At 67.8% G+C, this 13418-nt stretch carries 14 protein-coding genes; 9 read left to right on the top strand and 5 right to left on the bottom strand.

All coding sequences use genetic code 11. From position 1 onward, the window contains the following. Positions 1–36: 36 nt before the first annotated feature. From nthA to P1U75_RS20005, 3 genes are read left to right on the top strand one after another with little or no spacing between them, the layout of a single operon-like run. Positions 37–660, top strand: a complete 624-nt coding sequence (gene nthA, locus P1U75_RS20015; RefSeq protein WP_300246564.1) for a nitrile hydratase subunit alpha — start codon at positions 37–39, stop codon at positions 658–660. Beyond that, a complete protein-coding gene (nthB, locus tag P1U75_RS20010; RefSeq protein WP_300246563.1) occupies positions 657–1334 on the top strand; it encodes a nitrile hydratase subunit beta in 678 nt (225 codons plus the stop codon). The genes nthA and nthB overlap by 4 nt, the downstream gene beginning before the upstream one ends. Further along, positions 1331–1657 (top strand): nitrile hydratase accessory protein, encoded by a 327-nt coding sequence (locus P1U75_RS20005; protein WP_300246562.1) that lies wholly within the window; start codon positions 1331–1333, stop codon positions 1655–1657. Before nthB ends, P1U75_RS20005 begins: the two co-directional genes overlap by 4 nt. A 9-nt stretch (positions 1658–1666) precedes the next feature. Here the strand turns inward: P1U75_RS20005 and P1U75_RS20000 are convergent, their stop codons facing one another. Next, entirely contained in the window at positions 1667–2062 is a 396-nt protein-coding gene (locus P1U75_RS20000) for a DUF6524 family protein (RefSeq protein WP_300246561.1), read from the bottom strand. 153 nt (positions 2063–2215) lie between these two features. Between P1U75_RS20000 and P1U75_RS19995 the strand changes: the two genes are divergently transcribed. Beyond that, the gene (locus P1U75_RS19995; RefSeq protein WP_300246560.1) at positions 2216–3508 is read left to right on the top strand and encodes an adenylosuccinate synthase; all 1293 of its coding nucleotides are present in this window, start codon (positions 2216–2218) and stop codon (positions 3506–3508) included. A 7-nt stretch (positions 3509–3515) separates the two neighbouring features. Then, positions 3516–3758 carry a DUF2842 domain-containing protein gene (locus tag P1U75_RS19990; protein ID WP_300246558.1) on the top strand — a complete coding sequence of 81 codons (243 nt, stop codon included), beginning with the start codon at positions 3516–3518 and terminating at the stop codon, positions 3756–3758. Between the two features lie 119 nt (positions 3759–3877). Here P1U75_RS19990 and P1U75_RS19985 read toward each other — a convergent pair whose 3' ends face one another. Next, a complete protein-coding gene (locus P1U75_RS19985) occupies positions 3878–6043 on the bottom strand; it encodes a chemotaxis protein CheA (protein WP_300246556.1) in 2166 nt (721 codons plus the stop codon). Positions 6044–6181: 138 nt separating this feature from the next. On the opposite strand from P1U75_RS19985, the gene P1U75_RS19980 reads away from it, so the two are divergent. After that, positions 6182–6877: a thiamine diphosphokinase gene (locus tag P1U75_RS19980; protein WP_300246554.1), complete on the top strand. Its 696-nt coding sequence runs from the start codon at positions 6182–6184 to the stop codon at positions 6875–6877. Here P1U75_RS19980 and P1U75_RS19975 read toward each other — a convergent pair. Genes P1U75_RS19975 through P1U75_RS19965 form a run of 3 tightly spaced genes read right to left on the bottom strand, consistent with a single transcriptional unit; the run spans position 6819 to position 9849 of the window. After that, the gene (locus P1U75_RS19975) at positions 6819–7739 is read right to left on the bottom strand and encodes a DMT family transporter (RefSeq protein WP_300246552.1); all 921 of its coding nucleotides are present in this window, start codon (positions 7737–7739) and stop codon (positions 6819–6821) included. The two genes, P1U75_RS19980 and P1U75_RS19975, sit on opposite strands and share 59 nt — an antisense overlap. A gap of 50 nt (positions 7740–7789) precedes the next feature. Beyond that, the gene (locus P1U75_RS19970) at positions 7790–9163 is read right to left on the bottom strand and encodes an L-serine ammonia-lyase (RefSeq protein ID WP_300246550.1); all 1374 of its coding nucleotides are present in this window, start codon (positions 9161–9163) and stop codon (positions 7790–7792) included. Beyond that, positions 9163–9849: a glutathione S-transferase family protein gene (locus tag P1U75_RS19965; RefSeq protein ID WP_300246548.1), complete on the bottom strand. Its 687-nt coding sequence runs from the start codon at positions 9847–9849 to the stop codon at positions 9163–9165. The genes P1U75_RS19970 and P1U75_RS19965 overlap by 1 nt, the downstream gene beginning before the upstream one ends. 141 nt (positions 9850–9990) lie before the next feature. Between P1U75_RS19965 and P1U75_RS19960 the strand changes: the two genes are divergently transcribed. From P1U75_RS19960 to gor, 3 genes are all read left to right on the top strand, one after another. Beyond that, positions 9991–11136: an NADH:flavin oxidoreductase/NADH oxidase gene (locus P1U75_RS19960; protein ID WP_300246546.1), complete on the top strand. Its 1146-nt coding sequence runs from the start codon at positions 9991–9993 to the stop codon at positions 11134–11136. A gap of 80 nt (positions 11137–11216) precedes the next feature. Further along, complete coding sequence (gene rpiA, locus P1U75_RS19955) at positions 11217–12005, top strand: ribose-5-phosphate isomerase RpiA (RefSeq protein WP_300246544.1); 789 nt, start codon at positions 11217–11219, stop codon at positions 12003–12005. A gap of 12 nt (positions 12006–12017) precedes the next feature. Further along, positions 12018–13376 carry a glutathione-disulfide reductase gene (gene gor, locus P1U75_RS19950; protein ID WP_300246542.1) on the top strand — a complete coding sequence of 453 codons (1359 nt, stop codon included), beginning with the start codon at positions 12018–12020 and terminating at the stop codon, positions 13374–13376. The last annotated feature ends 42 nt before the right edge of the window (positions 13377–13418 follow it).

Raw genomic sequence — 13418 nt, 5'->3', positions numbered from 1 at the left:
TGGACAAACCCGAGGGTGCGCGCGCACTCTGCGCCCATGCCGCACGATCACCATGACCACGACGATCCGCACGCCCTGCTGCCGCCCGACCCGGCGCTGCGGGTGCGGGCGCTGGAAACCCTGCTGGCGCGCAAGGGGCTGATCGAGCCCGCCGCGCTGGACGAGATCATCGACACCTACCAGAATCGCATCGGCCCCCGGAACGGCGCGCAGGTGGTGGCCCGGGCCTGGGCCGATCCGGCGTTTCGCGCGGCGCTGCTGGAGGACGCCACGCCGGTTGTTGCCGACCTGGGGTTTTTCGGCCGCCAGGGCGAACATGTGGTGGCGGTGGAGAACACCGACGAGGTCCACAACATGGTCGTCTGCACCCTGTGCAGCTGTTACCCTTGGCCGCTCTTGGGAATCCCGCCGGCCTGGTACAAATCCGATGCCTACCGCTCTCGCGCGGTGCGCGAGCCGCGCAAGGTGCTGGCCGAATTCGGTGTCACCCTGCCCGAGGACACCGCCGTGCGGGTCTGGGATTCCACCGCCGAGGTCCGTTACCTGGTGATTCCCCGCCGCCCCGAGGGCACCGAGGGGATGGGTGTCGATGAGCTTGCGAAACTGGTGACCCGCGACAGCATGGTCGGCACCGGTCTGGCACGGGCGTCGGGCGCATGACCCGGGTGCACGACATGGGGGGACGGTTCGGTGACGGGCCGGTCGATCCCGGCGCGCCCGACGACCCGGTCTTTGCCGAGGAATGGCACGCACGGGCGCTGGCGGTGACCTTGGCCGCCGGGGCGCTGGGGCAATGGAACCTCGACATGTCGCGGCACGCCCGCGAATGCCTGTCGCCCAAGGACTATGCCAGCCTGTCCTATTTCGAGAAATGGACCGCCGCGCTGACCGATCTGCTGGTCGATAACGGGGTCTTGAGCGCGGACGATCTGCGCGGGCAGGGCGATGAGGGCCGCCATGCGCTGGCCGATCGTGCGCTCAAACCCGGGGCTGTCGCGGCGGCGCTTGCCAAAGGCGGGCCGACGGACCGGCCCTTTGACGGGGAACCTGCCTTTGCCCCCGGCCAGCGGGTGCGCACGTTGCGCCCTGCCGCCAACCGGTTGGTCGATGGCGGTCACACCCGCCTGCCGGCCTATGCGGCAGGGGCGGTGGGGACTGTGCTGCGCTGTCATGGTGCGCATGTGCTACCCGACGCCCATGCCCATGGGCTGGGCGAGACCCCCGAGCCGCTTTACACCGTGGTGTTTCCCGCCAGCGAACTCTGGGCGGCGCCGGAAAACCCCCGCGACGAGGTCACCCTCGACCTGTGGCAAAGCTATCTGGAGCCGGCATGAGCGATCAGGCACCTGAACCCGTTTTCACCCAGCCTTGGCATGGGCAGGTCTTTGCGCTTACCGTGTCTCTCAACGAGGCGGGCCATTTTGCCTGGCCCGAATGGACCGCGCGGTTCTCGAAAACTCTGGCGCGCCACGGGTTGGAAAAGGAACTCGACGGCGGCGACGATTACTTCACCGCCTGGCTGGAGACGCTGGAGGGCCTGCTCGCCGATCTGGGCGAGGCCGCGCCGGAGGAGGTGGAGCGCCTGCGCGCCGCCTGGGAGGCGGCCTATCTCTCGACCCCGCATGGCGATCCGGTGCATCTGCCCAAGGGGGCGTGACCGCCGCCGCTATTCGTCCACGTCGTCGATATCCGCCTGCCCCGAAAGCCGCCGGCGCACGTGGCTCCAGCCCAGGCCGATTCCCAGCACCGCCGAAAGCGCCAACAGGCCCAGCCAGACGTTGAGATCGCGGTTGTCCAGCGCCAGCAGCCCGAGATCATAAAGAACCCAAAGCAGCGCCAGCACCACGGCAAGCACCAGGAACATCCCGAATCCGCCGATCGAGCGCAAGGTGGCGCGCAGGTAGACGATGTAGCAGATCAGCAATATCAGCCCCATCAGCACGGTGATGGAGAGCGACGTGTCGTAGTTCTCCATCGACCAGCGGACAAAATTCCACGGCGTCGGGTTGTAGGTCAGCGCGAGAAGGGCAAAGGCGAAAACCCAGCGCAACAACAGACCCATGGTAACGATCCCCCCGTTTTGTTGGGCGCAAATAGGCTCAAAGCCGCCGTCCTGTCCAGCCCCGCACCGGGCGGCGCGCACTTTCCGGTTTTCCTGCCGCATCGGCATCGCTATACCGGCGCGGGTTTGAACAAGCGCAGCGAAGGACCGGAAATGGCCAATGTCGTCGTGGTCGGCGCCCAGTGGGGCGACGAGGGAAAAGGCAAGATCGTGGACTGGCTCTCGGAGCGGGCGGACGTGATCGCGCGGTTCCAGGGCGGGCATAATGCCGGCCATACGCTGGTGATCGACGGCGAGGTCTACAAGCTGAACGCGCTGCCGTCGGGCGTGGTGCGCGGCGGCAAGCTCAGCGTGATCGGCAACGGCGTGGTGCTGGACCCATGGCACCTGGTGTCCGAGATCGAGAATATCCGCCAACAGGGCGTCGTGATCACGCCCGAGACGCTGATGATCGCCGAGAACACGCCGCTGATCCTGCCGTTCCACGGCGAGCTGGACCGCGCCCGCGAGGGGCAAAACTCGGTCGCCAAGATCGGCACCACCGGGCGCGGCATCGGCCCGTGCTACGAGGACAAGGTGGGCCGTCGGGCGATCCGTGTCGCCGATCTGGCCGACAGGGCCACGCTGGAACTGCGGGTCGACCGCGCGCTGGTGCATCACAACGCGCTGCGCTCCGGGCTGGGGCTCGAGGCCATCGACCGCGACGCGCTGATCGCCAGGCTGAACGAAATCGCGCCGGAAATCCTGCAATACGCCGCGCCGGTCTGGAAGGTGCTGACCGAAAAGCGCAAGGCCGGCAAGCGCATCCTGTTCGAGGGCGCGCAGGGGGCGCTGCTGGATATCGACTTCGGAACCTATCCCTTTGTCACCTCGTCGAATGTGATCGCCGGGCAGGCCGCCACCGGCACCGGCATCGGGCCGGGCGCCATCGATTTCGTTCTCGGCATCGTCAAGGCCTATACCACCCGCGTCGGCGAGGGGCCGTTCCCAACCGAACTGGATGACGACGACGGCCAGCGGCTGGGCGAGCGGGGCCATGAGTTCGGCACCGTGACCGGGCGCAAGCGCCGCTGCGGCTGGTTCGATGCCGCCCTCGTGCGCCAGACCTGCGCGGTGTCCGGGGTGAACGGTATCGCGCTGACCAAGCTCGACGTGCTGGACGGGTTCGAGACCCTGAGTATCTGCGTCGGTTACGACCTGGACGGCAAGCGGCTCGACTATCTTCCGACGGCGGCCGACGAACAGGCCCGTTGCGTGCCGGTCTACGAACAGATGCCGGGCTGGAGCGAATCGACCGAGGGCGCACGCAGCTGGGCCGATCTGCCTGCCAACGCGATCAAATACGTCCGAAGGGTCGAGGAATTGATCCAGTGCCCGGTCGCGCTACTCTCAACCTCGCCCGAGCGCGACGACACCATCCTCGTCACCGATCCCTTTGCCGACTGAGGCCCGCATGAGCGACAGACACGCCCTGAGCTACAAGGCCCGCCGCCGCTGGTCGCTTGCGATCCTTCTGGTCGGGATGCCGGTCTATATCGTCGCAGCGGTGACGCTGGTGAACTGGATTGACCGGCCTTCCATGCTGGTCGAGCTGATCGTTTACGTCGCGCTGGGCATTCTCTGGGTGGTTCCCTTCAAGTTCGTCTTTCGAGGGGTCGGGCAGGCCGACCCGGAGGCCGATGACGAGCAGGGCTGACGCGCCGGGAGGTCCGGTTCCCCGGGCATCCGCGCCGCGGAAATGAAAAGGCAGGCCACCGGCCTGCCTTTCCCCCAGGTGCCTGCGCCGGTTGCCGGGCGCAGTGCGATGGTGACGGCTCAGCCGGCGGCGCGCGAGGCCGGCTGGAAGCCGATTTCGCCCGAGGCGATGAAGCGGCCGTTTTCGGTCTTGATGATCTTGCCTTCGCGCAGCAGCGTTCCGAAGGCGCGCAGACCGTCCTCGCGGCTGAAGTCGCCCTCGACGGCCTCGCGGGCCTTGTGGATCAGTTGCGGGCGGGTGAACTGGTCGCGGCCCTCGACGAACTGCATATAGGCGGCTGCGGCCTCCAGAAGCTCGGGCAGCTCCTGCACGCCCATTTCCTCGGCAAAGGCGACAAAGCTCTCGTCGGGGGCGACCGGTGCCGGGGCCTCGACGGTGGCGGCAATCCGACGCGGGCGCACCGGGCCGGTTTTGACCGCGGCTTTGGCCTGGCCATCATCGACCCGCTGTTCGGCCACCAGTTTCAGCGGCGCCGGGCGCTGCTGTTCCGGTGAGGCCGGGCGCCGGGTGTGCGCGGCGGCGGGTTTGGGGCGGCGCGGCTGCACCACGCGGGCCAGATCGGCGCGATAGGCCTCGGTGTCCTCATCCTGGCCGACCTCGCCTCCGGCGGACCGCTCGGCGCGGGTGGCGGCGACGGCGGCGCGCAGGTGCGAATAGGCCTCGCGGGTGGATGTGGCCTCGGGGGCGTCCAGCTTTTCGTCGGCCGCGGCCATCAGACGCGACAGATCGGAACTGGCCTCGCGCGCCTTGCGGGTCGCGGTGGCCTCGGACTGGGTCGGCTCGGCCGGTGCGACGGGCTGCGCCTTGGCGGCTTCGCCGCGCAGCTCGGCCTCGACCTCGGCCAGTTCGCGCATCAGCTCGGCCTCGGCGTCGGGCTCAAGCGTGCTCGGCGGCAGTTCGATGCTGGGAACGATCGGTGCCTTTGCGCGGGGCGATTCGTCGTCATGCGTCCTGGCATGTCTGGCCATCACCACCCGGGGCGCGCGTGCGTCGGCCTGCGTGGCAGCACGGCCTTCGATCTCCTCGTCAAAGCCGTCCTCGGGCTCGGCGGCGAGAATGTTCTCGTCGGTGTCGTCCAAGCCTGCCTCCGGCGCGCGATCGAGATCGGCGAACAGGGTGTCGTCGTCGTCGTTCTCGTCGTCCAGGGTCTCGGGCTCCGCCAGTGCCCGAATCGCGGCCTCGACCTTGGCGATCTTGTCTTCGTCTCCGACATGCTGGGCACGGGCCAGGCGACGGTGGAGCCGGGCGGCGCGACGGGCCATGATCGGATCGTCTTCCAGGTCGTCGGTGTATTCGTCCGGCTCGGCTTCGGTCTCGGCATCGGCTGTGCCGTGATCCTCGGGGGTGTCTTCGAAGCCGGGCGCAGTGACTTCAGCGGTGTCTTCGATGTCGTCTTCGGCGGTCTCTGCCAGGATCTCTTCGTCCAGGACCTCATCGGCCAGGAGCGCATCGGTCGGTGCCGCGGCAAAGGCATCCTCGGAATGCTCGTCCTCGCTGAATTCGACCTCGATCGTTGCCTGCTCGTTCCGCGACACCACGGCCCGGATCCGCTGCAGCTTGGCGGCGATGCTGTCGGGGGCCGGGGGGGCCGGGGGCGCCACCGGTTCGGCCAGGACCTCCTCGGCGGTGGCCATATCGACCTCGTCGTAGTCCTCGCCCTCGTCGAAGTCCTCCTCCGCGGAGGCCATTTCGACCTCTTCGATCTCCTCGTCCGCGATGGCCGCTTCAGCGGAACCGTCGTCCTCGTCGTAATCCTCAGCAGTGTCCTCGGTCGCGGCCATGAAGGCCGCGGCATCCGCCTCGGACTGCGGTTGAGCCTCCGGCGCCTGAGCCTCGACTTCCGCCTCCGATACCTCCGGGGCGGTCTGCTCCGGTGCCTCGGCGGGCTCCGTGGCAGCGGCTGTCTTGTTCTCGGGTGCGGCGGTGTCGCCGGGGGCTTCCGTTGCGGCCAGCGCCGCCGGCGCCGTGGCCTGTGCCGCGCGCAGCACAAAGCCCGACCCCTCGCGGCGCGCCTCGACATGGCGGGCGACCTCGCGTTCGGCGATGCGGGCGAGCATCTCGGTGTCGGGCTGTGGCGGTTCGGCGCCGAAATACCTGTCATCCGCAGCCAGATCGCGGAAGTACTCGGCAATCGCCTTCATGGTATCGAAGGAATCCTCGAATCCCTCCAGCGTGCAGGAAAACGTGCCGTAGGAAACGGTCAATACCTTGTTACTCTGTACCATAGGCTGCTCGTCCTTTTCAGATCAGTTGGACTGACCAAACACCCCGGAAGCGACAAATTCGGCCCGAATCTGTGCCAAAGACCGTATCATTTTGTGGCCAGATTGTGATCCGTTTGCAAAACCCCCATTAAGGAGGGCATGAAAACGCAGGTAAAACAATTCGCCACCCCGGTGACCTTGGTCGGCGGCGGGGCGCTCGGGCCCGACGATCTGGAAACGGCGCTGGCGCTTGCCCCGGGGCTGATCGCGGCCGATGGCGGGGCAGGGGCGGCGCTGTCCGCCGGGTACATGCCCGACGCGGTGATCGGGGATTTCGATTCGCTGAGCCACGACGACCGAGACCGGATTCCGTCCGAGCGGCTGTTTCCCATAGCGGAACAGGAAAGCACCGATTTCGACAAGATCATGCGCTCGGTCGCGGCGCCGCTGATGCTGGCTGTGGGGTTCCTCGGCGCGCGGGTGGATCACCAGCTGGGCGCCTTCAACACCCTGGTGCGCCATCCCGGACAGTCCTGCATTCTGGTGGGGCCGCGAGAGCTCGTGTTCCACGCCCCGCCGCGCCTGGCGCTGGAGCTGGAACCTGGGGCGGTGGTGTCGCTGTTCCCGATGTGCCGGCTGACCGGGCGGTCACAGGGGCTGGAGTGGCCGATAGACGGGCTGGAACTGGCCCCGGACGGGCGTGTCGGCACGTCGAACCGGGCGCTGGGCGCCGTGCGGATCGAGACCGACGCGCCGGGCCTTCTGGTGATCGTTCCGCGCACGGCGCTGGCGGCGGTCACACGGGCGCTTGCGCCGGGGGCGGTTTCGCCTGCGCCATCGCCCGCTCGCGCATGACGATGTAGAGACCGGCGGCGACGGTCACGCAGATGCCGGCGCCGGCCAGCCCGTTGGGCAGGTCGCGGAAGATCAGCCAGCCGAACCCGGTGGCGACGGGGATCTCGAGGTATTGCATCGGCGCCAGCGTCGCCGCCGGGGCGTAGCGCAGCGACCAGGTCATCAGCAGATGCGCGCAGGTGCCGATCACGCCGATGGCGGCCAGCAGCCCCCATTCCCCGCCCGACGGGGCGACAAGGGACAGCGGTGCGCTGCCCGCGAAATCGCCGATCAACAGGACGGGCAGAAGCACGGCGGTCGCCATCACCCCGCTGACCGCCTGCAACCCGATCGGGTCGATATCCTTGGCCAACTGCCGGGTGACCAGCATGAACAGCGCGAACAGCACCGCCACGCCAAGCGGAAACAGCGCCGGCCAGCCCACCTCGGCAAAGCTGGGCTGGATCACCAGCAGGGTGCCGCAGAATCCCACCGCGCAGGCGGCAAGGCGGCGCCCGCCCACCTCTTCGCCCAGCACGTATTTGCCCAGCAACAGCATCAGGAACGGCATCACGAAGGCAATGGCGATGGCATCGGCCAGCGGCAGGTATTGCAACGCGGTGAACATGCAGCCGATGCCGCCCATATGCAGCAGCGTGCGTAGCGCCGCCAGCCGCAGGATCCGCCCGCGCATGCGCCACAGCCGCCCGGTCGCGGCGACCAGCGGGATCAGCATCGCCGCCTGGACCGCGAAGCGCACCAAAAGCAATTGGCCCAGCGGCAGGGTCTCGCCCAGCAGCTTTGCCACCGCGTCGCCCAGCGGGGCGAGCAGGCAGAAGCCAAGCATCAGGAGAATGCCCAGAACGGGCCGGTCGGCGGTCATGGCGTCACGCTAGGCGGCGCGGCGGATCAGCGCAAGCGGGGCGGGCGCACTCAGCAATTGGGAACGTTCACCGCCAGCCCGCCCAGCGAGGTTTCCTTGTACTTCTCGCTCATGTCGGCACCGGTCTGGCGCATGGTCTCGATACAGGCATCCAGCGGCACGAAATGCCGCCCGTCGCCACGCAGCGCCAGGCTCGCTGCGCTGACCGCCTTGATCGCGCCCAGCCCGTTGCGCTCGATGCAGGGCACCTGAACCAGCCCCTTGACCGGGTCGCAGGTCATGCCCAGGTGATGCTCCAGCGCGATCTCGGCGGCGTTCTCGATCTGCTCGGGGCTGCCGCCCATCACTGCGCAGAGCCCGGCGGCGGCCATCGCGGCGGCGCTGCCCACCTCGGCCTGGCATCCCGCCTCGGCACCGGAGATCGAGGCGTTGTACTTGACCAGCCCGCCGATCGCGGCCGCCGTCAGCAGAAACTCCTCGATGCGCTCCGTGCTGGCCCCCGGCACATGGTCGAGCCAATAGCGGATCACCGCCGGCACCACGCCGGCCGCCCCGTTGGTCGGTGCGGTCACCACCAGTCCGCCGGCGGCGTTCTCTTCGTTCACCGCGATGGCATAGGTGGCGATCCAGTCGTTGATGGTATGCGGCGCGGTCAGGTTCATGCCGTATTCCGCCTGCAGGGCCTGGTGGATGTCATGCGCCCGGCGCCGGATCTCCAGCCCGCCGGGCAGGATGCCGCGCGCCCCCAGCCCGCGCTCGATACAGGCGTTCATTACCTCCCAGACCCTTGCGGTGCCGCCGGCCAGCCGCTCGGCGCCGCCGCGCGACACCTCGTTGGCGCGTTTCATGCTGGCGATGGTCTTGCCGCTCTTGCGCGCCATCTCCAGCATCTCGGTGGCGGATTTGAACGGATAGGGGACCGGCGGACCGTCATCGGTGTCGCGGCCCTCGGCCAGTTCCTCCTCGGTCAGCACGAAGCCACCGCCGATGGAATAATAGACCTGTTGCAGGATCACGTCGCCCTGCGCGTCGGTGGCCATCAGGATCATGCCGTTGGCATGTCCCTCCAGCACGTGATCGTAGTCAAAGACCAGGTCCTGCGCCGGATCGAACCGCAGCGGGCCGAGGTCGTCGTGGCGGATCATCTTGTCGGCCGCGATCTGCGACAGCGCCGCCTCGGCCTTTTCGGCCTCGTAGGTCTCGGGCACGAAGCCGGCCAGCCCGAGGATGGTGGCCCGGTCGCTGGCATGACCCACCCCGGTGAAGGCGAGCGAGCCATGCAGCGAGGCGCGCAGCCCGGCAAAGTCGAAGGGCGAGGCGCGCATCAGCGCGAGGAACCGCGCGGCGGCGACCATCGGCCCCATGGTGTGCGACGAGGACGGGCCGACGCCCACCTTGAACATGTCGAAGACGGAAAGAAACATCAGGTGGCGGTCCCTTCGGGCGGGGTTGCGGGGCGGGGGGCGGTGAAGGGCGCGGAGCCCAGCCCCTCGGCACGGGCGGCGGCGCGGGCGGCGTCTGATTGCTCGACGCGGGCGCAGAGCGCGGCCAGCGCCGGGTACTGCGACAGCGCGAACCAGCACCGGTCAAAATCGTCGGGGTACAGCGCCATCCAGCGCAGCAGGCAGGCAAGGTAGGGCTCCAGCGCGCCGCCGGGCCAGCCGGGTAACGCGGCGGCGGCATCGAGCAGCGCCAGGTGCCGGGGTAGCCGTGCAGTCAGCCCTTCGCGCAGGGCATCGGTGTGCGCGGGGCCGGCATAATGGCCGGGATAGAACAGCATGCGCAGATCGGCGTGCAGCGTGTTGGAAGTGAAAAACAGCCATTTCAGGAACGATCCGCGACCCGGATCATCCGGCGCCGGCCCCAGCCCGCCGTGGCGGTCGGCCAGCCAGAGCAGGATCGCGGCGGTCTCGAACAGCGGTCCGTCGGGCGTTTCCAGCACCGGGATCAGCCCGGCGGGGTTCAGCGCGCGATAGGCGGCGTTGTCCTGCTCCCGCGTGCGGCGGTTCACCAGCACCGTCTCATAGGGCAACTCGCGCGCCTCCAGCGCCAGCCGGATCACCAGCGAGGCGTTGTCGGGGGCATAGTGCAGGCGGTAGGGCGTGATCATGCGGCGACTCTTATCCGAGGAGGGGCGCGACTCGGGCGCACCAAAGCGACATTTCCGATCGGAAACAAGTCATCGATGTCCCCGATTGCACCGCCCCGGCGCCCGGGATAGCGTGCCGGCAATCATACCCCGGGAGGCCCCATGACCGACACGCCGCATCTGTTCCGCCCCGTCACCCTGCGCGGGGTCACCGCCCGCAACCGTGTGGTGATCTCGCCCATGTGCCAGTATTCCGCGCACGACGGACACCTGGAGGACTGGCACATGGTCCAGCTGGGCCGTTTTGCCATCGGCGGGGCGGGGGTCGTTTTTACCGAGGCGACGGCGGTGCAGAAATCGGGGCGCATTACCCATGGCTGCGCCGGGCTATGGTGCGACAGCCAGATCACCGGGCATGCCCGGGTGGCGCAATTCGCCCTGACCCATGGCGCGATCCCGGCGGTGCAGCTTGGCCATGCGGGCCGCAAGTCGGGGATGCAGCGGCCCTGGTTCGGCAACGGGCCGCTGGGCGAGGCCGATTTCGCCCGCGGCGACATGCCCTGGACCCCAGTTGGCCCGTCCGAGATTCCGGTCGCTGAGGGCTGGCCGATGCCGCATGCGCTGAGCGAGGAAGAGATCGGCCAGCTGGTCGAGGATTTCGTGGCGGCCACCCGCCGGGCGCAATCCGCAGGTTACAAGATCGTCGAACTCCACGGCGCGCATGGCTACCTGATCCACTCCTTCCTGTCGCCGCTCTCGAACAAGCGCACCGACAAATACGGCGGCGATCTGGAGGGACGCATGCGCCTTGCGCTGGAGGTTGCGACAGCGGTGCGCGCGACCTGGCCCGGGGATCTGCCGGTGTTCTTTCGCACATCTGCCGTCGATGGCGACCCGGTGGGCTGGACCCTGCCGGACACGGTGGAGCTGGCCAAGCGGCTGAAAGAGATCGGCATCGACGTGATGGATTGCTCCTCCTCCGGGATCGCGGGCGCGGCGACCGCCAGCGGCAGCGGCAAGCGGCAGCCGGGGTTCCAGGTTCCCTTCGCCGAGGAAGTCCGGCGCGCGGCGGAGATGCCGACGATGGCGGTGGGTCTGATCACCCATCCACAACAGGCCGAGGAGATCCTCTCCAACGGGCAGGCCGATCTGATTGCCATCGGGCGCGAGGCGCTGGTCGATCCGATGTGGGCGCTGCACGCGGCGCGGGTGCTGGGCCATGACACGGGATATGGATCATGGCCGGAACAATCGGGCTGGTGGCTGGCGGTGCGCGACAAGACCTCGGAGCTCTACCGGTCCGAGTGAGCCTGCCCCGGCGGAATAGCCCTCGCAGAGGCCGGAGGTTTTCCCTATAACGCCGGTGATCCATTCCGAACGAGGCTGCCATGACCGGAGAACTTTCGCCCATCGACAAGGCCAAATTCGTCGCCGCCCGTCGCGCCGCCGATTTCGTCGAGGACGGCATGCGCGTCGGGCTTGGCACCGGCAGCACCGCCGCATGGCTGGTGCGCTGCCTGGGCGAGATGGTGCGCGAGGACGGGCTGAAATTCAAAGGCGTGCCGACCTCGACCCGCACCGCCGAACTGGCCCGCGATGTCGGTATCGAAGTGATCAGCCTGGACGAGGCGCGCTGGCTCGACCTGACCATCGACGGCGCCGACGAATTCGACGCCGACCTGAACCTGATCAAGGGCGGCGGTGGGGCGTTGCTGCAGGAAAAGATTGTCGCCACCGCCTCGGACCGGATGGTGGTGATCGCCGATATCGGCAAGCAGGTGGAGCACCTTGGGGCCTACCCGCTGCCGGTCGAGGTGATTCCCTTTGGCTGGCAGACCACCCAGGCGCTGATCGAGGAAACTCTGATCTCGATGGATGTGCTGGGCCGCGACACCACCCTGCGGATGAACGGCGATGCGCCCTATGTCACCGACGAGGGCAACTACATCCTGGATCTGCACTTGAAACGGATCGGCAACCCGAGACAGCTGGCTTTGGTGCTCAACCAGATGCCGGGCGTGGTTGAAAACGGCCTCTTCATCGATATCTGTGACACCGTCGTGTTGGGGTTCGGGGATGGCCGGGTCGAATTGCGCGACATCAACGAGGGTACGATCGAGCATGACAGGCTGGATTTCGTCGAGAGCGAAAACCTGTTCACCGATCTTTCGGATTGAGGACCGCGATTTATGAGCTTTGACTACGACCTGTTCGTCATCGGCGGCGGCTCGGGCGGTGTGCGCGCCGCGCGCGTGGCCGCCGGGGAAACCGGGGCAAAGGTGGCGCTGGCGGAAGAGGATCGTTATGGCGGCACCTGCGTGATCCGCGGCTGCGTGCCAAAAAAGCTGATGGTCTTTGCCAGCGAATACGCCGACATGGTCGAGGACGCCAAGAGCTATGGCTGGTCCATCGCGCCGGGCAAATTCGACTGGACCGCGTTCCGGGGCAAGCTGGAGGCCGAGCTGGACCGGCTCGAAGGCGTCTATCGCAATCTGCTGAAGAACGCCGGGGTCGAAAGCTTCGATCAGCGCGCGCGCCTGGTCGATCCGCACACGGTGGAACTGGCCGACGGCAGCCGCAAGACCGCCCGGCACATCCTGCTGGCCACCGGCGGGCGTCCGGTCAAACCCGACATGCCGGGCGCCGAGCTGGGCATCACCTCGAACGACATCTTTCATCTGCCGGAACTGCCCAAGTCGATCCTGATCGTCGGCGGCGGTTATATCGCCTGCGAGTTTGCCGGCATCCTCAACGGGCTTGGCGTCGCGGTCACGCAGTTCTATCGCGGCGCCCAGATTCTGCGCGGCTTCGACGGAGAGGCGCGCGGGCTGGTCAGCGAAGAGATGTGTCAGCGCGGCATCGACTTGCACCTGGGCACCAACATCCTCGAGATGGCGCGCGACGGAGACGGTATTCGCGTCAAGGCCACCAACGGCACCGAACGGGTTTTCGACCAGGTGATGTTCGCCACCGGGCGGGCAGCCAACGCCGACGATATCGGGCTGGAGGCGCTGGGCGTGGCGCGCGGCCGCAAGGGCGAGGTCGTGGTGGATGAATACAGCCAGACCGGCGTGCCCTCGATCCATGCCATCGGCGACGTCACCGACCGGGTCAACCTGACGCCGGTGGCGATCCGCGAGGGGATGGCTTTTGTCGAGACCGTGTTCAAGGGCAACCCGACGCCGGTGGATCACGCGCTGATCCCGACCGCGATCTTCACCCAGCCGGAGATGGGCACGGTGGGGCTGAGCGAGGAGGACGCGGCCGAGCAGGAGCCGATCGAGGTCTATGCCACCAGCTTCAAGCCGATGCAGCAGAGCTTTGCCGGCCGCTCCGACCGGGTGCTGATGAAGCTCGTGGTCAGCAAGGCCACGCGCAAGGTGCTGGGCTGCCATATCGTCGCGCCCGGCGCGGGCGAGATGATCCAGCTGGCAGGCGTGGCGGTCAAGATGGGGGCGACGAAAGAGGATTTCGACCGGACCGTGGCGGTGCATCCGACCATGTCCGAGGAGATCGTGACGATGAAAGCGCCGGTGCGCAGCGCTTGATTTGAGCGTCGGCGGACACAGGTATGTGAACAAGGCCGCAGC

It is taken from the genome of Antarcticimicrobium sp., from assembly GCF_029212575.1.
GTDB lineage: Bacteria > Pseudomonadota > Alphaproteobacteria > Rhodobacterales > Rhodobacteraceae > Antarcticimicrobium.
This window is presented reverse-complemented; position numbering and strand designations above follow the sequence as displayed.

Bases quoted from the DNA above. Each gene is read 5' to 3' on its own strand.
- nthA (WP_300246564.1), top strand. From the start codon at position 37: ATGCCGCACGATCACCATGACCACGACGATCCGCACGCCCTGCTGCCG.
- nthB (WP_300246563.1), top strand. From the start codon at position 657: ATGACCCGGGTGCACGACATGGGGGGACGGTTCGGTGACGGGCCGGTC.
- P1U75_RS20005 (WP_300246562.1), top strand. From the start codon at position 1,331: ATGAGCGATCAGGCACCTGAACCCGTTTTCACCCAGCCTTGGCATGGG.
- P1U75_RS20000 (WP_300246561.1), bottom strand. From the start codon at position 2,062: ATGGGTCTGTTGTTGCGCTGGGTTTTCGCCTTTGCCCTTCTCGCGCTG.
- P1U75_RS19995 (WP_300246560.1), top strand. From the start codon at position 2,216: ATGGCCAATGTCGTCGTGGTCGGCGCCCAGTGGGGCGACGAGGGAAAA.
- P1U75_RS19990 (WP_300246558.1), top strand. From the start codon at position 3,516: ATGAGCGACAGACACGCCCTGAGCTACAAGGCCCGCCGCCGCTGGTCG.
- P1U75_RS19985 (WP_300246556.1), bottom strand. From the start codon at position 6,043: ATGGTACAGAGTAACAAGGTATTGACCGTTTCCTACGGCACGTTTTCC.
- P1U75_RS19980 (WP_300246554.1), top strand. From the start codon at position 6,182: ATGAAAACGCAGGTAAAACAATTCGCCACCCCGGTGACCTTGGTCGGC.
- P1U75_RS19975 (WP_300246552.1), bottom strand. From the start codon at position 7,739: ATGACCGCCGACCGGCCCGTTCTGGGCATTCTCCTGATGCTTGGCTTC.
- P1U75_RS19970 (WP_300246550.1), bottom strand. From the start codon at position 9,163: ATGTTTCTTTCCGTCTTCGACATGTTCAAGGTGGGCGTCGGCCCGTCC.
- P1U75_RS19965 (WP_300246548.1), bottom strand. From the start codon at position 9,849: ATGATCACGCCCTACCGCCTGCACTATGCCCCCGACAACGCCTCGCTG.
- P1U75_RS19960 (WP_300246546.1), top strand. From the start codon at position 9,991: ATGACCGACACGCCGCATCTGTTCCGCCCCGTCACCCTGCGCGGGGTC.
- rpiA (WP_300246544.1), top strand. From the start codon at position 11,217: ATGACCGGAGAACTTTCGCCCATCGACAAGGCCAAATTCGTCGCCGCC.
- gor (WP_300246542.1), top strand. From the start codon at position 12,018: ATGAGCTTTGACTACGACCTGTTCGTCATCGGCGGCGGCTCGGGCGGT.